Below are 18,709 nucleotides of genomic sequence, written 5' to 3' on the forward strand. Positions count from 1 at the left end.
ACAACGGCGAAGCGTTTCCTAATGACGCAGAATTCGCTCTAACGCTTCGACAAAAAAGTAGTCGCCCCAGATCGCGCTCTCATTGATGCCGAGTCCGCGATGCATATGGTACAGCCCTCCTTGCAGAATGCCTTGCCAACCAGAAGTTTGATTGCCAAGATACTCGTCGCAAAGAGTACGCAGGATTCGAACCGCGGTGTTGTAGTAGAAATGCCCCTTCACCGGATCCTGGATCAGCCGCGAGAGCCGGATCAAGGCCGAGGCCGTAATGGCGGCCGCTGAAGTATCTACCAGCTTGCGGAACTCGAGCGGAGCGCGGAAGTCCCAAGGGGGAATTCCATCGCCATTGGCATGCGTCACGTAATAGTCTGCGCAGGCCTCCGCCGTGGCCAGAAAGCGCGGATCACGTGAGTACTCATACGACATGCTAAAGCCATAAGTGGCCCAAGCCAAACCACGGGACCAGCAGGAATCGCGACGGAATCCCTGGTGGGTTGACTGCTCCAGAAACTCGCCGCTATCCGTATCGAAAATTCCCTCCTGCGCCACCGAACCATCTCCGCGCACCAGATTCTTCCGCACGGTCAGCGCATGGCGGATCGCGATTTCACGCAGGCGTTTATCCCCTGTCTCACGGGCCGCATAGAAGATGATGCCGACGTTCATCATGCTGTCGATGAACAGAGAATTCGGAGCGACAAAACTGCGCAGGTAGCCGCCCTTCTCCTGGAAACGTTGGGACAAGGTTGTGCCGGCAGTGATGAGAACTTCGCGATGGACCGGGTCTTTATCAACATCCAGCCAGCGGTAATAGGTGGAGAAATAGAGAAAACCCTGGTCATACACTTCGCGGTCTGTCTTGCGTGCCTCTAGCGGCTTGGTGTACTCGATTGCCTTGGCTTTCCAGAATGCGGTATCGAACTTAGCGTGCTTGGAGAAGATCCACATCATGCCCGGAAAGAATCCGTCGCACCAATGCGTCCAGGACTCTCCCTCATGCTTCCACTTTCCGTCCTTGGTATAGACCGGGTAGAAGCCAGGAGAGTTGGTGACCAAAGCCTTGACTTGGTTCTGCGCAAAGGCGAGTGCGTCCTCAAAGCGGGCGCGGTCTGTGGGAAGCTCGAATTGAATCAACGGGATGTCCTACTATTTTTGGAAATACTTTACTGAGTCTGCCATATCGTAACGAAGCCGCGCGGCAGGCGAAGCTTTTCTGAGAAGACAAGGAACTCATTCCCAGTGACGCGAGGCAAGGCCACCATCCGGTTCAGATTCGAACGGCGGGAAAGATCGAAGGGGGGCAGCGAAGGCACCGCGAGCCGGACGAACTTGAGCGACAGGGGCGCGCGCCAATCCACGCCCGCAAGTTCCTCAAACGAAAAAGCCACCTGATAGGTGGAAAAGGTATCGTGAGAATGCTCAAAGCGGACAATGCGTCCGCGCGCGATGCTCCCCTTGGGCGCAATCAAAGTCTTCTTCACCCGCAGGTCGTTGCGCAGTGTCGCGGTGATTGAATCCCCGACGGCACTGTTGGCATGATCGAGTTCCTGGTCAAGCGCCAGTTCTATTTCGAGATGAGGGGGCAGTTCCACCAGGCGCTGTGGCTTGGCCACGCTCGCATTGCCGTCTGGAATGTCCTCAAACGAAATCGTGCTTTCGCCGGAGTACTGCTTGCAGCGGCTGAGGCGTGTGCGATTGATACTGCTGTCGCCTTTTTCGTCCGTGATCTTGATGACCCCCTGACGGGGGAGCAGCGCGTCCACCGCGCCAATTTGGACCGGCTGATAGTCGAGTTGATCGGCTGCGCTTTTGATCTGGATTTCTTCGGGGATTTCGCGGCTCAGCACCGAGATGCGCACCAGAGCGTTCGTGCGGCGGTCTGCCCAGATGCTCCCGTGGTATCCCACCGCCGCCATAATCGATTTCACCGGATTCCGAATCTGATAGCCACTCCGGCGCTGGGGGACCTCATAGTCATAACGCCATGTGGGCTTGCCGTCGAGCGTCTCTTCGCCTGCGTATTGAAAGCTTGCTTCTTCTCCGAGGAAAATGGCGCGCGCATGCAGCACAAAGCCTCCGGTGGAGAAGGCGCCCGTGGAGATGATCTCGCGCAGTTCCCGATCCTCAAAGCGCGAACTCCCAGGCCAAGCGTACATTTCACGGCCCGCAAGATAGGCGACCTCAAGCCTGAGGATGTCGACTAACTCTTCCTTTTTTGCATGCAGCGCGAGGTGATAACGCTCCACCGTTTGCAGGCAGGTGTAGTTCGGCATGTTCTCGAGATGCGAGGCAATGGCCCGGCGGATTCCGGCCAGCCGCATCACGTCTTCTTGCCGCGAATCCACTTGGCCCCAAAGCAGCGAGGCGAAAGTTGTCCAGAACAGCGCAAGCCGTGCGATCATTTCTTTTCAGCGTATGTCAGCCAAAGTCACAATTTTTAATCATGGACCGATTCGCATCGAAGGAGATTTTGAAATCGTCGATGCCCAGGGTGCGAAGTATGATCTCGCCGGCCGTGCGGCCATTGGCCTCTGCCGTTGCGGCTTGAGCGGCAATAAGCCGTTCTGCGATGGGCAGCACGGCAAGCAAGGGTTCGAGAGCCTCTGCCAGGCTTTTGCACTCCCCGCACCGAAGCCGAAAGTCTAACTAGCCCTCCAGGACGCAAATGTCCTTGAGATTGCGATGTTCTTCGGCGTAGTCGAGACCAAAACCCACCACAAACTCGTCGGGAATTTCAAACCCGCAATAGTTCACCTTGATCGGACGCATGCGCCGGTCCGGCTTGTCGAGCAGTGCCGCAATCCGGATCGAGCGCGGGCGCCGTTGGCTCAACAGGTGGATCAGATAGGTGAGCGTCACGCCGCTATCGACGATATCTTCCACCACAAGAACATCGAGCCCTTCGACACTCATGTCCAGATCCTTGGTGAGTCTCACCTCGCCGGAAGTTGACTTTGAATTCCCGTAGCTGGAGATGCCCATGAAGTCGATCCGGGTGGGATTCTCAATGACCCGCGCCAGATCGGACATAAAGATAAAAGCGCCTTTGAGGATTCCAATCATGATGATCGGGCCTTGGTAATCGGCGCTGATCTGCTTGCCCAGTTCCTCGATCCGCTCTTTGATCTTTTCAGCAGGAACTAGAACGCGAAGTTTGGGGGGAGTGAAGGTGGAGGCGATATCAGGCATGGCTTGAGTGGCTGAGCTACTAGTGTAGACCGCCGCCAGCCCCGTTGCCGCTCGAAAGGTCTGGCACTTTCAGGCGCAAGCTTGGAAGCCCGATATGAATGTGCGGCCCCGTACTCTGGCCCGGGATCATCGCGCGGAGTGCGATGTACGGAATCCGCAAAGTCTGGAGCTGGCTGCGGAGCCACTTTCCTTCGGCATCATCCGGATTCACCCCGACATCCACCCGGCCCGAATGATCAAAGCCAAATGAGGTGTGCAGGTTCGACTGTCCTTGCGCTGTAATCGGCAGGGGCCGATGGAACTGCTTCTGGAATGCCGATTCCACGTACTTGAGATGAGCGTCTTTGAACACACCGCTTCCGGTGAAGCTCTCCACCAGAGGTTTGGCGCTCTCCTCTTGCGGCTCCACCGACTGCAAGAGTTCTTCCGCCTTTGCCATATTGAGCAGGTCCTGGAAAATGTGTGCGCGATTCTCCGCCAGTTGCAGAGCCAGGCGACGGTCTTTGAGCTGCAGTTCCAGATCCTCGATGTGGCTCTTCGGGATCACGCCCTGCTGCACCAGATCTGTCAGATTGCCGTATGTTTTCGCCACGCGCTCGACACGCCGTTGGGCGGCGGCAAGCAGCTCTTGCGTCTGCCCTTCACTCAGTTGCTCGACGCCCACGCTACCATAGAGGAGTCGGTGCAGTGTATCTTCGTCCTGGGCATCCCCCAGGGCGTCTTCTGCTTGAAGCAGCCGGGCGCGGGAAACGGCGCCTATTGTGGCTAACTCACGGAGACGGGCGAGATCCTGTTTCGCCTTCTCGATGGCGGGAGTGCTAGCCAGGGCTGGAAGCGCCAGACAGAGCACGAGCAGCCGCGAGAAAAGACTTTGACGCACTTTCATTAGTGTAGTATTCTTCCGCACAGAAGCACAAAATCACGGAGCATCATTGAGTAACACCCCGGAAATCGTACATCCTGAGATTCTTGCCGCCTGTCGCGCCGCCGAATCGAAGAAAGCCCTCGATCTGAAAATTCTCGACTTGCGGAACATATCCAGCTTTACGGATTACTTCCTGCTTTGTTCCGGCAGCAACATTCGCCAGAATCAAGCGATCAGCGACGAGATTGCCAAGCAACTTCTCGAGTTGGGCCTGAAAGCAACCAGCGTCGAAGGTTATGGCTCCGCAAACTGGATTCTGATGGACTTTGGCGATTTTATCGTTCATATCTTCAGTGAAGAAAGCCGCGGCTACTATGACCTCGAACGTTTGTGGGGCGTCGCCCCTGCGGTGGCCGTGCCCGAAGAGCCTGTCGCCACCAGCTAAAGAATCTGACCGCCGCGCGCTCTGACCGTCTGAAAAAACTGATCGCGCGCGGCACTGTTGAGTTCCTTCGTCGCGTCTGTACGCAAAGTCACCTCGATCCCTCGATCAAGCAAGCCATAAGCAGCATGCAGAACGCAGATCTCTGTGACCACGCCATAAACAACAGCCCGCGTAATTCCCTTTTCCCGGAGAAACTCTTCCATCTGTGGATTCGTGAAGCAATTCACGTTTTGTTTCTCGAGAATCCGGAGGCCCGGAACGGTCAATCGCTCCGGCTTCCGTTGCCCCAAGCTCCCTTGGACGCAATGAGGAGGCCAGGAGACGAATTCCGGATCATTCTCCGTGTGGGCATCCACAGTGGCGAGCAGGGAATGCCCCTGCTCGATGGCTTCCCGATTCAGCTTTTCTACCTGAGGCAGGATCCACTCTGCACCCGGTACATATAAGGCTCCAGCGGGAAAAACAAAATCCAATTGGGTGTCAATGTCGAGATAGAGAGTTGGCAAGCCTATTGACTATGATGCCTCGCATGGGAACGGGTTGCAGGAAAGCGCTGCAGAAGCTCCTCCCCCGTCGGAAGCGCCGCTCCTGATTCATGCACAGGATAGTAGCGGATATTCGGGACATTGCACTTCGGTACGATATCGCTGCTCCACTCTTCTCCCCTCGCAAGCGCCATTTCCTTCAGAATGGTGTTCAGCTTTGCGGTGGTCACGACAGGCGCGATGTTGGCGAGTGCCCAGGGCCTTGGATTGAAGTCCTTCCAGTGCGAACGGAAGTAGAGAAGATTCTCCAACAGATCCGACTCCTCAATGAGGCGCCCTGTATCCGGATGGAAATGCATCTTGGACAGACCAATATGATTCTCGAATGCCAGGCCCGGTACGCCCGCAAAGAATCCTTCGAAAATCGCTCGATTGCTCCCTTCCTGGCGCGATAGCAGTAGATTTACTTTCGAGCGGTTCAGCACCTCATTCACGCCGGCCGCATCGAGGTTCTCGTAAATCGTAATCTGCTGGCTCAAGCCATAAATCCGGATCATATCCAGCAGGAGGGCGCGATCGCCTTCGTCATCGTGATGCGGGGCGACAATGGCGAGTTTGTAGGACGGGTCCGCCATCTTCCGCATGGCATCAAAGAGCAAGTGATGCCGCTTCACAACATGCCAACGTGCGTTCAGCACGGCATCAAACTCGCGCTCCACATTGGGCAGGGGATGGAAGATCTCCGGATGCACCCAGTCGCTGGCCCCCATCCAGATCGGCACCAGATTCGATTGCAACGCCTGGATCAACTGGAAATCCCCTTGATAGGAGGCAGTCACCAGAATTTTGTCGCTTCTGTATTGCGTCAAGGCCAGGAGCTTCGGATCGGCATAACCAGACCAGCTCGGCTCCACGACTACTGAATAGTGCTGGAGCAGGGAGCGAAAGTCGGCGGCGCGATGATACGTCTCGCACCAACTGGTGTTCTTGAGAAGCAGGACTCCGCGCTCAACCTGCAGCCCGTTCCTATCTCGTGGCGCCTTCAGCACAATCGCCGAGTTGACCAGCCGGGCAGAGCCGATTTGAGGCACCGCGCGCACGATCTTTTCACTCTGATCCACCAAACCAGCGGGAGCACAGGCCCGGCGAAGACTAGCCTCAATTTGACGGTTCCAGGCCCCGAGCAGGCCTTTCGACGGAATCGAGCGCATCAGCACCTGGTGGGCCCGGCAAAGGGACAGCAGCGACGCAGTGGGGCGAACAGACCGGAGCACAGCCGCATGAATCAACAGAGCCCCGCATTTGGCTGCATTCAGAACAGGATTGAACTGCGATTCAAAGCTGCGAATCTTCAGGAAATAAGAAAGTCTTCTGATAATAGGGAACCGCTTTAAGCGATGGATCAAACGCTACTGTACCTCCGAGTAAAGCTAACATGCCGCTCGCGAAAATAGAGCTTCTTATTGGAAGAATTGGCAGGAACGATCGAGCCGCTCCAAAGAATCGCTCTGCTCGACGATGCGGCCGGGCTGTCCAAACTGCGCAATCTGCTGCCGTGCATAGGATTGGATGCGGCGAATGTTCTTCTCATCCACCACCGCTTCTCCGTTTGCAATCACCTGCCGCAAGAGCGCTTGTCCGCCTGGCACAACTTCGTCGTGTACCCCGACCACGTCCCGGTCCGCAAGCCGGAAGACCTGCTTCCAACCGGGGATCGTTCGCTTGCCGGTACTGTTCTTGGACGCATAGCGGACCTCGCCCTGCGCCTCAATCTCGACCAGCTTATAAACAGCCGAAAGAGCCGGAGCATCGAAACTGGTGGCAAGGCTGGTGCCGACGCCGAAGATGTCGATGGGCGCGCCCGCCTGCACGAGTGCCGCGATCGTGTGCTCGTCGAGATCATTGGTTGCCAGGATCTTGGTCTCGTGGAAACCAGCGGCATCGAGAATCTGACGGACATCCTGCGAGAGACTCAACAGATCGCCACTATCGAGACGCACCGCATAGAGCGGCCGTCCAACGGAAACCGCGTTACGAGCTCCCTCGAGCGTGTCATAGGTATCGATCAGTTGTACGGTGCGTTCCCCCAGCAGTTCCTGCAACTTCTGAAAGGAACGCTTCTCATCGCCAAAGCTGAGAATCCAGCTATGCGCGGCAGTGCCAAAGACCGGAACCGCAAAGCGCATTCCAGCTTCGAGATTGCTTGTGCCCGCGCAACCAGCAAGGAAAGAAGCCCGCCCGGCCAGACATCCCGCCTCAGGAGCATGGGCGCGCCGGCAACCAAACTCCACCACATCCCGTCCGGCCGCACTCGCCAGAATGCGAGCCGCCTTGCTCGCGATGACGGTCTGGAAGCCGATCGTACTGAGCAGATAGGTTTCTGGAATCTGGGCCTCGATCAGCGGGGCACGCACGGTCAGCAGGGGCTCGCCAGGAAACATCACCGTGCCTTCGGGAACGGCAAAGAGGTCGCCCCGGAAGCGGAACGCGCGCAGGTAATCCCAGAAGCCCTCAGGAGCCCGCGACAACTGCGGCAGGCTCCGCAGATAAGCGATCTCGCGCTCCTCAAAGCGTAGTTGCGTCAGATACTCGATCGCCTGCTCGAGACCACAAACGACAAGGTAGTCGCGATTCGGAGGCAAGCGGCGGACAAAGAGCTCGAAGGTCGCCAACTCCGATTGCTTGCCCGCCATCCAATACCCGGCGGCCATCGTGAGCTGATAGAGATCTGTGTAAAGAGCGCGCAAGAGCGTCTATTTCTTTGGAACCGCGCCGGGCTCTTTGACGTTTTTCACCGCATCTTCAAGGTCGCTGAGCGTCTTGGGATCGATCTCATACTCCGCACTATCGCCTTCGCGTTTCGCATAGTGGAAATTGCCCGCCTTCGACACCAGAAGCTTCTCGGTAGTCTTCGCGTCGCTTTGCGTGATGCTCACTTCAAATACTGGCGTTGTGAACAAGCCGGCCTTGACGAACTTCATCGCAGAGAAGCCACGCAGCGCCTCGAGGACGGGATGCACGGTGGAGGCTTCCGCCTTCTTGCCATTCAGCAACCAGTCTTCGCCCTTGTGCTCCAGTAGCGTGGTCTTGCCACTGGAAACAATCTGGATGCGGGTGGGGTCTTCAAAGCCGAAGTCGAGAAGCTTCTTGGAGCGGAAGTCCTCGAGAGTCTTGTCGAGAGCGGCGCCCAGTTCCTCGGAGATCTTGTAAACACCGGGCACGGCGCTGGATTTGGCGAGGAAGAGATTCTCTTTGCTCTTGCGCACTTCCATCTTTTGCGTGCCGGCGCCATCGACGGCCTGGAGGGTGGCTACCGGCGATCCGGCCGCAAACTGAGCCGCAAAAGTCTTCTGCTGCTCTGCCGTGCTGGCAGGGTCGAGCTTCGCCTCCCGGAGCTTGTTATACAGCCCATCGACCACCACGGTGTCGGTACGGTAGGACTGTGGTTTCGAGAGCTGCCAAGTGCCTTTCTTGTCCCGATCAAAGGCGAGCGTCTCGCCCTTGCGAATCACTTCGAGACGGCTCACATTGGCATCATCGAGCAGCAGCAGCCGCTTATCGCGCAGGTCGGTTGCCGATTTGTCGATGCCTTGCTTGATGTAGTTTGGAACCGTGAACACCTTCTTCTCGCCCGGCTTGCGCACATAGTACAGGTTGCCCACCGGGGTCTCGTCGCCGAAGAGCAGCTTCTCCGTCTTGCCGCTCTTATCTTTGATCTCCAGCGAAATCTGGCCGGGGTCCAGACCGTACTGCAGGAGATCGTTCGCGTTATCGTCCACCACCTTGTCGCTCGAGATGCTGGCGGCGTTGGTGGCCAGAGTGACGGCGGCATCGTTCTCGATCGCAAATTTGGGCTCTGAGGACAGAGCCCAAAGAGCCCCGTTCTTGCGGAGCTGTACCGCCGGCGCCCCGGCATGCTGCACCGTAATCTCGACGAGGTCGGCTGTCTTCAGGTCAGTCAGGCGAACCGTCTTGGCATCCTTTGCCGGATTCTTCGCCGCTTCGTCTGCCTTCTTATCGCTCCACCAAAGCCAGCCGCAAAGCACGGCCAGTACGGAAACGCCAATCAGTAATCCACGAGACTGCATGTATTGCGATTCCCCTTAGCGGCGCTTGCGCCAGATGTAAACCGCGGCACCGAGAGCGATGAGCGGCAGAACAAACTGCGAGACCACGATGATCGTATTCATCTGGCCCTGTTCGAGCTGGATGCGGCGATCTTCCGGATCCTTGGGCCGGATCGAAATCAGGTCCTCGTCGGCACTGAGCCAGGCGAGCATGTTCAGGAAGAGGTCGCTGTTGCCGTAGAGCTGCACATTGCCGTTGTCGACAAAGCTCGAGTTGCCCACCACCACAAAGCGGCCATCTTTGTTTGCCTGGCCTGTCTTATAAGTACCGGCCACGCTCATGGTGAAGGGGCCGCGCTTGTCCTTGGCCGGGTTCGGTTCGAGTTCGGCCTTTGAGAGATCCGTCAGCGCGAAGCTCGACGACATCGACGAGAAGAGCTTTTCAACCGTTGTCTTGTCCGTCGATTTGCCTTCCATCGAACGTGGGAAGGACATCACGACCGGCTTGCCGGCCATGCCGCTCACCACTGCATGGGTGTCAAAATCCTTGGCCAGCACCGCGCCGCCCATCATCTGGCCGACACGGCTGAGATCGACCACCAGATCCTTGTTCAGCGTCACGCCCCAGGAGGCGAGAGCATCAACCAGCGCCTTGTTCTCATTGACCCGCAGTTTCTCGACATTGAAGGGCGGATCCAGCATGAACAAGGCCTTGCCGCCGCCTTCGACGTACTTCTTCAAGCTGTCCACCGAGGCTGTGGGGTAATCAAAGCGTGGTCCGGGAATCACCACCAAAGTACATGCGGCGGGGATGTCGGAGCTCTCCAGCAGATTCAGCTTGGCGATCTTATAGTTGTCGTGCTCGACCAGATCCTTAACGGCGCTAAAGCCATCGCGAGTGGACTTATCGAGATCCTTTTCGCCGCCACCCTGCGCAAAGCAGACGGTGCGATCGGTTCCCTTCAACACGCGCACGAGTGCGCTGGTGATCTGCTCTTCGGTCAGCCCCTTGGCCTCTTCACGGCGCTTGCCGGACTCGATCACAATCGTGCCGAAGTTCGTCACCCCGGCGGCCCGGGCCAGAGCCGGTTTCTTGACTGCATCGGCGTACTCCACCTTCAGCTTCGAGGAAAGAGCAGTGTACTGGTTGAGGATGTCGCGCGCGGCGCCGAAGCCTTCGGAGTTGTCCCAGTAGGTGATGTTGACGTCATCCTTCAGGCCCTTGACGATTTTCACCGTCTGGTCCGAGAGGCTGTATCGCTTGTTGGCCGTCGTGTCATAGGTCTTGTTGTTCTTGTTGGCGAGATAGTTGGCTACCCCAAGAACGGCGATGATGACAAAGACGTAGAAAGTCGAGTAGATGCTGTATTGGCGTTGTCGTTGGTTCATGTGCGCACCTATCCTCTATACCGTGTGGACTCAAGCGAGCGAGCTGTGAGGAAGAGCCCCAGGAAGCTGACGCTGATGTAGTACAGCGTGTCTTTGAGATCCAAAACACCCTTGATGAACGATTCGTTGTGCCGTAGCAGCGAGATGTAGGTCAGCACCTCGGTGAGGCGGTTCTGGTCCATATTCGCCATCCATTCAAAAACCCAGAGCAGCAGCAACAGGAAGAAGGTGGTGACGGCGGCGACAATCTGATTGGAAGTCACCGACGAGATGAACATGCCGATGGCAAGCATCGCGGCAGCCTGCAACAGCAGACCGGCATATCCCACCAGCAGCGGCTTCCAATCCGGCTTGCCGTAGGCGAACAGAAAGATCAGATTGATGCCGGAGAACAGCAGCAGGCTCGCATACATGCCCACGGCGCCAATCCACTTGCCCAGAAGAATTTCCCAGTCTTTGAGCGGTGAGGTGAGCAGCAATTCAATCGTGCCGCGATTCTTCTCTTCCGCGAAAAGCCGCATGCTGAGCATCGGAATCATGAACAGGCACAAGACACCACAGTTGCCCAGAAGATTGCGGATCACCAGTTCGTTCAAGTTGAGCGCCATCGGACGGCCGCTCATCTGCGACTGCATGCTGGCGCGGACAAAAAAGTAGACCAGCGACCAGAAGAAATAGCCAAACATCGCGGCAAAAGCAGCCAGCAGGATATAGGCAATCGGCGACTGAAAATAAGTGTTCAGTTCTTTTCGCGCGATCGTAATCACGTTTCTCATTGCTCGGTGACCTCCGGAGCGGAGACTGTCAGAGCAGAGGCAGCCACCGGGCTTGTCAGGGATAAGAAGAGTTCGTGCAGGTTGACGGAGGTGGAATCGAGACGATAGAGATTCCAGCCCTGGGACAGCGCAATCTGCGCAAGTTGGGGCCGGATATCGGCATCGTTTGCCGTATCGACCTCAATCCGCCAAAGGCCTTGCTCGAGTGGGCTGGCCTGAGCGCCGCTCACACCGGCCAGATGGGCGAAGGGAGCAGTGAGCAAAGCGGAATCGGCTGCACCTGCCGGAACCGTCACTTCGAGAAGCGCTCCGTTGCGGCGGGTTAACTCTTCGACGCTACCGGACTTCGCGATCTTGCCCTTGTTGATGATCACCAGGCTTTCGCACATCGCTTCCACTTCCTGCAGAATGTGGGTGCTAAGAACGATGGTGTGTTCTCCGGCGAGACTCTTGATGAGATCACGGGTCTCGAGGATCTGCTTAGGATCAAAGCCGCTCGTCGGCTCGTCGAGAATCAGCACATCGGGATTGTGGATGATCGCCTGCGCCAAGCCGACACGTTGGCGATAGCCCTTCGAGAGCTTTCCGATCAGCTTGCTCCAAACGTCTTTGACAGAACAGCGCGCCGCCGCTTCCTGGCTTCGTTTCAGCACTTCCTTCTCAGGAATGCCCTTGATGCGAGCGACAAATTGCAGATACTCGCCCACTTCCATTTCTGGATAGACAGGAGGGGTTTCCGGCAGGTAACCAATGCGCTTTTTGACTTCGAGCGGCTGCTTGACAATATCAAAACCGGCTACTGTCGCTGTGCCTTCGCTGGGAGGCATGAAGCAGGTGAGCATGCGCATCGTCGTCGTTTTCCCGGCCCCATTTGGCCCGAGAAACCCGACGATTTGCCCTCTCTCCACAGAGAATGAGACGTGATCGACCGCGACGTTGCGCGCATAACGCTTCGTCAGTCCTTCGACCTGGATCATATGGATATGTGCCTTCTATCGTTTGAGGTGAACTTACATCATACCTAGCAAAGCGCCCGCCGCCGCTCCAGTTTCTGGCATCCGCGAGAAGGGCGGATAGAGCCCTGGGAACCACGCTTCGAGCGTATCGATTGTGCAGTGAAGACGTAGGGGCGTCTTTGTTGTTTCAGTCAATAAGACGCCTCGGGCGAGTAAACGTGAGACGATTTCACGCGCCTGCCGTTCTTTGACATTGGCGATTCCCGGCACGGCAGCCCGTAGGATGGTGCCGGTCAGCCAGACCTCTCGCAGCACTTCAAAACTACCCCGCTCCAGACGCTTCGCCGCAATCTCTCCCGCGCACCAAACGGCAATGCGAGAGAGAAAATCTTTTGTATCCAGCAACTGCGACATAAAACGGACCTGATCGATGCAGGTCTCCAGAAAGTATTCGCAAAAGGTGATTAATGTCTTTTCGCTCAGCGCGCCCCGCCCATCATAGGCGTTGTAGCGGGGAGCGTCGGCGTTTGCAAGCAGCGTTTTATAGCGCTCCACCGTGCGGGCCAAGCCGCGAGAGATGCTCCACATGCTGTTTCCGATGCCGGTGCCGAGCAGCATGGCATGCGACATCAAGCGAACGACACGGCCGTTGCCGTCATAGAACGGATGGATCCAAGTGAAACGATGATGAGCGGCGCCAAGGGCAATGATCTGACGAAGATTCGACAGGTTGCCATAGGCTTCTGTGAAGCGACGCATGTAGGCAGGAAGCTCTTCAGCGGCTGGAGGAATGTGTTCCCCAACGGCAACACCGCCGTCGCGGAATTCTCCCGGAATCAAAGGCTTGTGTTCCCCCGTATCCGGGTTTTCGACAAAGAGAAGCGCAGCCGGCATCGTACTGTAAAACTCCCGATGCAACCAGCGGACATACACTTCGCTGGCTGGAGCCACAGCGGGCGCACGCCCCTCGTCGATCAGAGTCTGCACCCGGATATGCGCTGCCGCTTCGAGCTGCAGATTCTGTGTCTCCCCATTTTCCTGGTAGGTTTTCTGCAACGCGGCATCAATATCCAGCGGATGGGTATGGTGCCCTTCGATGAGATTTGAGTAGTAGCAGTTCATCGAACGCACCAAACTGCCCACAAGCAATTGGTTCCCGGCAGGCACTTGCCCGGCAAAGGCACTAGCCTCACGGATGAGATCGAAGGCGCGGTTTTCTAAGGACTCGATCCCCTCTCGCGGGAGGACGGGTGTGATGCCGTCCCCTGAAAGGGGACCAGGAGGGGTCAACCTTGTGTGGGGCGCCGGTTTGTATGCCGCTTTTTTCGCCGCTGACATAGAGCCTCTCCTTCATGATAAATCAACTAGTTGATATTGAATAGAGGCGATCTGTGCCGCATTACATGCCGCTTTTATTCGGGTGCTTGCAGCCCCATGATCTGGAAGCCGGCATCGACATAGATCACGTTGCCCGTGACGCCACGTCCGAGATCGCTCCCGAGGAAGACAGCGGTATCGCCGACTTCGGCCGGGTCCGTATTGCGCTGGAGCGGAGCGACGGCAGCCACGCCATCGAGAACTTTTGAAAAGTCCTTGATGCCGCGAGCGCTGGCGGTTTTGATCGGGCCGGCAGAGATCGCGTTGACGCGGATGTTCTTCGCGCCAAGGTCGGAGGCCAAATAACGAACGCTTGCCTCGAGCGCGGCCTTGGCGACACCCATGACGTTGTAGTTCGGGATGACCCGGACGGCTCCCAGATAGGTAAGTGTCAGAATCGACCCGCCATGCGCCATCAACGGAGCCAGCGCATTCGAAACACTGATCAGCGAATAGGCGCTCACTTCGTGAGCCAGGAGGAAGCCATCGCGCGAGGTCTCGATGAAGGGACGGCTGAGGTCTTCGCGGTTCGCAAACGCGATCGAGTGAACGACAATGTCGAGCTTCTCATTCGAGAGAGCCTCCACCAGCGCCGCCAGTTCTTCGGGCTTGGTCACGTCACAATTGAGAACCCGGTCTGCCCCCAAATCTTTCGCCAGATCTTCGACTGTGCCTTTCTGCCGTTCTCCCTGATAGGTGAGAATGACACGGGCGCCTTCGCGCCGATACGATTCGGCAATTGCGTAGGCAATACTCCATTTGTTCGCGACGCCGAGGATAATTGCCGTTTTACCGGCCAGAAGAGTAGCCATACGGTCTATTGTGTCATCTAAACTAGTGAAGGAAACAATCTGAAGATCATGTCATTCTCACTCCCCGCCCTCCCATACGCGACCAACGCACTCGAGCCACACATCGATCAAGCCACGATGGAAATCCATCATGGCAAACACCACAACGCCTATGTGACCAACCTGAACAAGGCGCTCGAGTCCGCGCCGGAACTGGCAGGCAAGACGATTGAGGAATTGCTCGCCAATCACCTCGCGATCGTGCCGGAAGGAATTAAGACGGCAGTCCGCAACAATGGCGGTGGCCACTACAACCACTCCCTGTTCTGGACCATCATCGGACCGGGCAAGGGCGGCACGCCCAGCGGCAAGCTGGCCGCTGCGATCGATGCGAGCTTCGGCAGCTTTGATGCCTTTAAGGAGAAGTTTTCCGCTGCCGCCACCACGCGCTTTGGTTCCGGTTGGGCTTGGCTGACCAAGACTGCGGATGGCAAGGTGGAGATCAGTTCTTCCGCCAACCAGGACAACCCTGTGATGGAAGGCAAGTTCCCCGTGATCGGCCTGGACGTCTGGGAACACGCTTACTATCTGAAGTATCAGAACCGCCGTCCGGACTACATCGCAGCCTGGTGGAACGTGATCGATTGGGACGCGGCTGAAGCCCGTTTCAACGCATAGAATTTTCCATTTGAGTCGATTGGTGAAAAGGCCCGCAGCTTGCGGGCCTTTTTGCGTTAGGATGCGATTGCAATGGGCGATGTGCTGGCACTCCGCAATGTTTCGAAAATCTTCCCCTCCCATAGGGCGGTTGACGACATCAGTCTCAGCCTGCAAGCCGGGGAGTTCCACGCACTGGTCGGCCCTTCAGGATGTGGCAAAACAACGACGCTGCGGATGGTTGCGGGCTTTGAGATTCCCACGGCAGGAGAAATTTTTCTCGAAGGCCACAATGTGGCGCCGCTGCCTCCATACCGCCGCAATGTCTCGACCGTATTCCAGAACTACGCCCTCTTTCCCCATCTCCGCGTCCGCGAGAACGTGGAATTTGGCCTGAAGCGGCAGGGCATCGCTGGAGACCTGCGGCAACGCGTCGCCGAGGTCCTGGAGATGGTCAAGCTCCAGGGCAAAGAGGATCGCTATCCCGCCCAGCTTTCCGGTGGCGAGAAGCAGCGTGCCGCCCTCGCCCGCTCTCTGGTCCTGGCTCCTGCTGTATTGCTGCTCGATGAGCCACTGAGCGCCCTCGACCCGAATCTGCGCAAGCAGGTGCGCGCCGAACTTCGCGCACTCCAGAAGCGCGTTGGCATCACCTTTTTGATGGTGACCCATGACCAGGAAGAAGCCCTCACGCTGGCCGATCGCATCACCGTGATGAATCAGGGCCGGGTGGAACAAACCGGCACCCCGCATGAGATCTATCTGAAGCCCGCGACGGCTTTTGTCGCGCAGTTTCTCGGCGAGATGAACTGGTTCCAAGGCATCGGGGTGCGGCCCGAAGCCACCCGCATGGCCGCCGAGATCCCAGCGAACGGAATCATGAGTCACAAAGCCACGGTGCGTAACGCCACCTTCCTTGGCAATTGCATCCATGTCGAAGCCGAGATGCCGGGCGGCGAATTGATTGTTTCGGAGGTGTCGCGCTTTAGCGGCTCCTATCGTCATGGCGACCGAGTGCATGTCTGGTGGGACCCGAGCGACGAGTTGCGCTTCTAACATGAACCTGCGACGCCTCTTTTTGCTGCCGGCGGCGCTGGTCACCGGACTTCTGTTCCTGGTGCCGCTTGGCATTGTCCTGGTCTATAGCCTCATGACGCGCGGCCCTTACGGAGGGCAGGGAGCCCCCTGGACAATCGAAAACTACCAGCGCTTCTTCGATCCTCTTTATGGCCAGATCCTGCTGCGCTCGTTTCTGATTGCGACAGAAACCACGGTGCTTTGCCTGATCCTCGGCTTCCCTTTGGCGTGGTTCATTGCGAGAAGCGGCCCGCGGCGCGAACTGTATCTGCAACTGGTGATGCTGCCCTTCTGGACCAGCTTCCTGGTGCGCACCTACGCCTGGGTTTTTCTGTTGCGCGATACCGGATTGTTTAACACCCTGCTGCTGGCGCTGGGCATCATCAACGAACCCTTGCCTCTGCTCTACAACCATGGCGCGGTGCTGCTGGGGCTGGTCTATTGCAGCCTGCCGCTAGCCGTGCTTCCGATCTATTCCACCCTTGAACGCCTTGACTACAGCCTGGTAGAGGCGGCAGCCGATCTCGGCGCCAGACCGTTTGAGACGCTGCGCGAGGTGGTGATTCCGGTGTCGGCTCCAGGGCTTCGCGCCGCCGCCTTCCTTGTCTTCATCCCCGCGCTGGGCACCTATCTGACCAGCGATCTGCTCGGCGGCGGCAGCACGATTCTCATTGGGAATCTGGTGCAGAACCAATTCACCACTGCACGGGATTGGCCCTTTGGGGCGGCCGCGTCACTGATCCTGATGGGCATCGTTCTGATCGGCATGAAGCTTGTCACCCGCAAAGGTGAGGAGTTGATGTGAGGGCGCCCATCTTGACTCTGTATGCGGTGGCGATCTACGCCTTTCTGCATCTTCCCTTGGTCATTCTAGGGGTCTTCAGCTTCAACCGCTCGAAGTTTACGCACTGGGAAGGATTTTCGCTGCGCTGGTATGAGGCCGCGCTCCGCGATCGCACACTGCTCGAAAGCGCCTGGAACAGTCTGCTCATTGCAAGTTTCGCCACGCTCCTTTCGACGGCCATCGGTACGCTCGCCGCCCATGCCATTTGGAAGCGGAGCGCTCCCTGGCTTAGCACTTCGCTCTATGTTTCGCTGGTCACCCCAGAGATCGTCACTGGCGTATCGCTGCTCGCACTCTTTCAGATTGTCTTCCGCGTGCTGCACCTGCAACTGGGCATGCACACCGTGGTGCTCGCGCATGTGAGCTTTTGCCTGGTGTATGTCGTGATGGTAGTGCTGGCGCGCTTGCGGACCATCGATGCTTCCTATGAGGAGGCCGCACAAGACCTTGGCGCCACGCCCTGGCAGGCCTTCTGGCAAGTGACCCTCCCAATGTTGCGGCCCGGCATCGTGGCCGCCGCGCTGCTGGCCTTTACCACCTCGCTGGACGACTACGTGATCACCAGTCTCGTAGCGGGCGTCGATTCAGAAACGCTGCCAATGATCATCTACGGCATGGCGCGGCGCGGGGTGAATCCGGCGGTGAATGCAATCTCAACCCTCATCGTCTTCGGGCTTGGGGTACTGATTGTGATCTCACAACGGCTGGAGCACAAGGCATGAGACGGCGCATCTTTCTATTGGGCTTGCCGGGCCTGGCCGGATGCAGCGCAGGACGCAAACCGCGGCTGAACGTTCTGAACTACACCGACTACATCGGCAAAACGACTATTGCTGATTTCGAGCGCGAGTTTGGCGCCGAAGTGCGTTACTCACCGGTGATCGAAGGCAGCGAAGAGACCATGGCAAAGACCATTTCCGGGAACTCCGGATGGGATGTGGTCTTTCCGGAGAACCGGCTGGTGAACCCCATGCGGGAGATGGGCTTGCTGCGCAGGCTCGACCCGGCCCGGTTGCCGAACCTAAAGCATCTGGCAGCCCGCTTCCAGTCCCCTGAATGGGACAGGAACCTCGATTGGTCCATTCCTTATCTGTGGTCTTGCTGTGGCATTCTCTCGCAGGCTGGAATGAACCTCACAGGGTGGAGCGATCTCTGGGAGCCTCGCTATCGCGGCAAGATCACCATGCTCGATGAGCCTTCGGAAGTCTTTGGGGCCTGCCTGAAGCGCCTCGGCTATTCGATCAATACCAACTCGCCCGAGGAACTTCGCCAAGCGCAACAGTTGGCAGGAGAACAAAAGAAGATCCTGCGCGCTTATCTGAACACCGAAGTTCGAGACCAAGTGGCGGCGGGCGATGTGCAAGCCTGCCAGCTCTGGGCTGGAAGCGCGCAACTCACCATGGATGGCGCGCCCCAGCTTCAGTTCTGCCATCCGAGAGAAGGCTTTTCACTCTATTGCGATTGCGTGGCGATTCTGGCGGAATCGCAGCGCGCGGAACTGGCCCATGAATTTGTGAACTATCTCTGTCGCCCGGAGGTGGCCGCGGCGATCACGCAAGCCAGCCGCGCCTCAACTCCGAATGCGGCAGCAATCGATCATCTGCCTGCTTCATTCCGTGCGTTAAAGACACTCTTTCCGGGCGACGAAGTGCTGGCGCGCGGGGAGTGGTTTCGCACCAGCAACGCCCCAACGCAGCGGCTGCGCGATCGCCTTTGGACCGAAGTCAAGTCCATGTAAAGGTCGAAACTTCACAGTGTGACTGTGCATCTCATTGAGTAGGAAGAAGGTCAAAA

General features: G+C 57.6%; 20 protein-coding genes. 7 read left to right on the top strand and 13 right to left on the bottom strand.

Annotated features, from left to right (window positions below; genetic code table 11):
* Nucleotides 1–18: 18 nt before the first annotated feature.
* Nucleotides 19–1,134 (bottom strand): glycoside hydrolase family 88 protein, encoded by a 1,116-nt coding sequence (locus M017_RS0107310; RefSeq protein WP_238325835.1) that lies wholly within the window; start codon nt 1,132–1,134, stop codon nt 19–21.
* Between the two features lie 29 nt (nt 1,135–1,163).
* On the bottom strand, nt 1,164–2,402 hold the full coding sequence (locus tag M017_RS27470) for a hypothetical protein (protein WP_155121292.1): 1,239 nt from the start codon (nt 2,400–2,402) through the stop codon (nt 1,164–1,166).
* A 13-nt stretch (nt 2,403–2,415) separates the two neighbouring features.
* On the opposite strand from M017_RS27470, the gene M017_RS0107325 reads away from it, so the two are divergent.
* Nucleotides 2,416–2,646, top strand: a complete 231-nt coding sequence (locus M017_RS0107325; protein WP_031496968.1) for a CDGSH iron-sulfur domain-containing protein — start codon at nt 2,416–2,418, stop codon at nt 2,644–2,646.
* Here M017_RS0107325 and hpt read toward each other — a convergent pair whose 3' ends face one another.
* Both hpt and M017_RS0107335 read right to left on the bottom strand, forming a co-directional pair.
* Nucleotides 2,647–3,189: a hypoxanthine phosphoribosyltransferase gene (gene hpt, locus M017_RS0107330; RefSeq protein WP_051669590.1), complete on the bottom strand. Its 543-nt coding sequence runs from the start codon at nt 3,187–3,189 to the stop codon at nt 2,647–2,649. It lies immediately after the preceding gene.
* A 19-nt stretch (nt 3,190–3,208) separates the two neighbouring features.
* Complete coding sequence (locus tag M017_RS0107335) at nt 3,209–4,069, bottom strand: Atg14 domain-containing protein (RefSeq protein ID WP_238325836.1); 861 nt, start codon at nt 4,067–4,069, stop codon at nt 3,209–3,211.
* A 52-nt stretch (nt 4,070–4,121) separates the two neighbouring features.
* Here M017_RS0107335 and rsfS point away from each other — a divergent pair, with 52 nt between their 5' ends.
* Nucleotides 4,122–4,499 (top strand): ribosome silencing factor, encoded by a 378-nt coding sequence (gene rsfS, locus M017_RS0107340; protein ID WP_202901628.1) that lies wholly within the window; start codon nt 4,122–4,124, stop codon nt 4,497–4,499.
* Here the strand turns inward: rsfS and M017_RS0107345 are convergent.
* From M017_RS0107345 to M017_RS0107385, 9 genes are all read right to left on the bottom strand, one after another.
* Nucleotides 4,496–5,005 (bottom strand): cysteine hydrolase family protein, encoded by a 510-nt coding sequence (locus M017_RS0107345; RefSeq protein WP_031496974.1) that lies wholly within the window; start codon nt 5,003–5,005, stop codon nt 4,496–4,498. The two genes, rsfS and M017_RS0107345, sit on opposite strands and share 4 nt — an antisense overlap.
* A gap of 2 nt (nt 5,006–5,007) precedes the next feature.
* The gene (locus tag M017_RS0107350) at nt 5,008–6,390 is read right to left on the bottom strand and encodes a glycosyltransferase (RefSeq protein ID WP_031496975.1); all 1,383 of its coding nucleotides are present in this window, start codon (nt 6,388–6,390) and stop codon (nt 5,008–5,010) included.
* Between the two features lie 54 nt (nt 6,391–6,444).
* Nucleotides 6,445–7,731, bottom strand: a complete 1,287-nt coding sequence (locus M017_RS0107355) for a nicotinate phosphoribosyltransferase (protein ID WP_051669591.1) — start codon at nt 7,729–7,731, stop codon at nt 6,445–6,447.
* Nucleotides 7,732–7,737: 6 nt separating this feature from the next.
* Entirely contained in the window at nt 7,738–9,072 is a 1,335-nt protein-coding gene (locus tag M017_RS0107360; protein WP_031496978.1) for a DUF4340 domain-containing protein, read from the bottom strand.
* Nucleotides 9,073–9,087: 15 nt separating this feature from the next.
* Complete coding sequence (locus M017_RS0107365) at nt 9,088–10,440, bottom strand: GldG family protein (RefSeq protein WP_031496980.1); 1,353 nt, start codon at nt 10,438–10,440, stop codon at nt 9,088–9,090.
* 8 nt (nt 10,441–10,448) lie between these two features.
* Nucleotides 10,449–11,216, bottom strand: a complete 768-nt coding sequence (locus M017_RS0107370) for an ABC transporter permease (protein ID WP_031496981.1) — start codon at nt 11,214–11,216, stop codon at nt 10,449–10,451.
* Complete coding sequence (locus M017_RS0107375) at nt 11,213–12,193, bottom strand: ABC transporter ATP-binding protein (protein ID WP_051669594.1); 981 nt, start codon at nt 12,191–12,193, stop codon at nt 11,213–11,215. The genes M017_RS0107370 and M017_RS0107375 overlap by 4 nt, the downstream gene beginning before the upstream one ends.
* Nucleotides 12,194–12,226: 33 nt before the next feature.
* Nucleotides 12,227–13,510, bottom strand: coding sequence for a Fic family protein (locus M017_RS0107380; RefSeq protein ID WP_080507556.1), 1,284 nt, complete (start codon nt 13,508–13,510; stop codon nt 12,227–12,229).
* 74 nt (nt 13,511–13,584) lie between these two features.
* Complete coding sequence (locus tag M017_RS0107385; protein WP_031496985.1) at nt 13,585–14,361, bottom strand: enoyl-ACP reductase FabI; 777 nt, start codon at nt 14,359–14,361, stop codon at nt 13,585–13,587.
* Nucleotides 14,362–14,409: 48 nt separating this feature from the next.
* Here M017_RS0107385 and M017_RS0107390 point away from each other — a divergent pair, with 48 nt between their 5' ends.
* From M017_RS0107390 to M017_RS0107410, 5 genes are all read left to right on the top strand, one after another.
* Nucleotides 14,410–15,018, top strand: coding sequence for a superoxide dismutase (locus tag M017_RS0107390; RefSeq protein WP_031496987.1), 609 nt, complete (start codon nt 14,410–14,412; stop codon nt 15,016–15,018).
* Nucleotides 15,019–15,090: 72 nt separating this feature from the next.
* A complete protein-coding gene (locus M017_RS0107395) occupies nt 15,091–16,050 on the top strand; it encodes an ABC transporter ATP-binding protein (RefSeq protein WP_035957711.1) in 960 nt (319 codons plus the stop codon).
* Between the two features lies 1 nt (nt 16,051).
* Entirely contained in the window at nt 16,052–16,876 is an 825-nt protein-coding gene (locus M017_RS0107400) for an ABC transporter permease (RefSeq protein ID WP_035957715.1), read from the top strand.
* The gene (locus tag M017_RS0107405) at nt 16,873–17,637 is read left to right on the top strand and encodes an ABC transporter permease (protein ID WP_031496991.1); all 765 of its coding nucleotides are present in this window, start codon (nt 16,873–16,875) and stop codon (nt 17,635–17,637) included. The genes M017_RS0107400 and M017_RS0107405 overlap by 4 nt, the downstream gene beginning before the upstream one ends.
* Nucleotides 17,634–18,653 (top strand): ABC transporter substrate-binding protein, encoded by a 1,020-nt coding sequence (locus tag M017_RS0107410; protein ID WP_031496993.1) that lies wholly within the window; start codon nt 17,634–17,636, stop codon nt 18,651–18,653. The genes M017_RS0107405 and M017_RS0107410 overlap by 4 nt, the downstream gene beginning before the upstream one ends.
* The last annotated feature ends 56 nt before the right edge of the window (nt 18,654–18,709 follow it).

The organism is Bryobacter aggregatus MPL3, from assembly GCF_000702445.1.
GTDB lineage: Bacteria > Acidobacteriota > Terriglobia > Bryobacterales > Bryobacteraceae > Bryobacter > Bryobacter aggregatus.

Coding starts and splice junctions, on each gene's coding strand:
- M017_RS27470 (WP_155121292.1), bottom strand. CDS start 2,402: ATGATCGCACGGCTTGCGCTGTTCTGGACAACTTTCGCCTCGCTGCTT.
- M017_RS0107325 (WP_031496968.1), top strand. CDS start 2,416: ATGTCAGCCAAAGTCACAATTTTTAATCATGGACCGATTCGCATCGAA.
- hpt (WP_051669590.1), bottom strand. CDS start 3,189: ATGCCTGATATCGCCTCCACCTTCACTCCCCCCAAACTTCGCGTTCTA.
- M017_RS0107360 (WP_031496978.1), bottom strand. CDS start 9,072: ATGCAGTCTCGTGGATTACTGATTGGCGTTTCCGTACTGGCCGTGCTT.
- M017_RS0107365 (WP_031496980.1), bottom strand. CDS start 10,440: ATGAACCAACGACAACGCCAATACAGCATCTACTCGACTTTCTACGTC.
- M017_RS0107370 (WP_031496981.1), bottom strand. CDS start 11,216: ATGAGAAACGTGATTACGATCGCGCGAAAAGAACTGAACACTTATTTT.
- M017_RS0107375 (WP_051669594.1), bottom strand. CDS start 12,193: ATGATCCAGGTCGAAGGACTGACGAAGCGTTATGCGCGCAACGTCGCG.
- M017_RS0107380 (WP_080507556.1), bottom strand. CDS start 13,510: ATGTCAGCGGCGAAAAAAGCGGCATACAAACCGGCGCCCCACACAAGG.
- M017_RS0107385 (WP_031496985.1), bottom strand. CDS start 14,361: ATGGCTACTCTTCTGGCCGGTAAAACGGCAATTATCCTCGGCGTCGCG.
- M017_RS0107390 (WP_031496987.1), top strand. CDS start 14,410: ATGTCATTCTCACTCCCCGCCCTCCCATACGCGACCAACGCACTCGAG.
- M017_RS0107395 (WP_035957711.1), top strand. CDS start 15,091: ATGGGCGATGTGCTGGCACTCCGCAATGTTTCGAAAATCTTCCCCTCC.
- M017_RS0107400 (WP_035957715.1), top strand. CDS start 16,052: ATGAACCTGCGACGCCTCTTTTTGCTGCCGGCGGCGCTGGTCACCGGA.
- M017_RS0107410 (WP_031496993.1), top strand. CDS start 17,634: ATGAGACGGCGCATCTTTCTATTGGGCTTGCCGGGCCTGGCCGGATGC.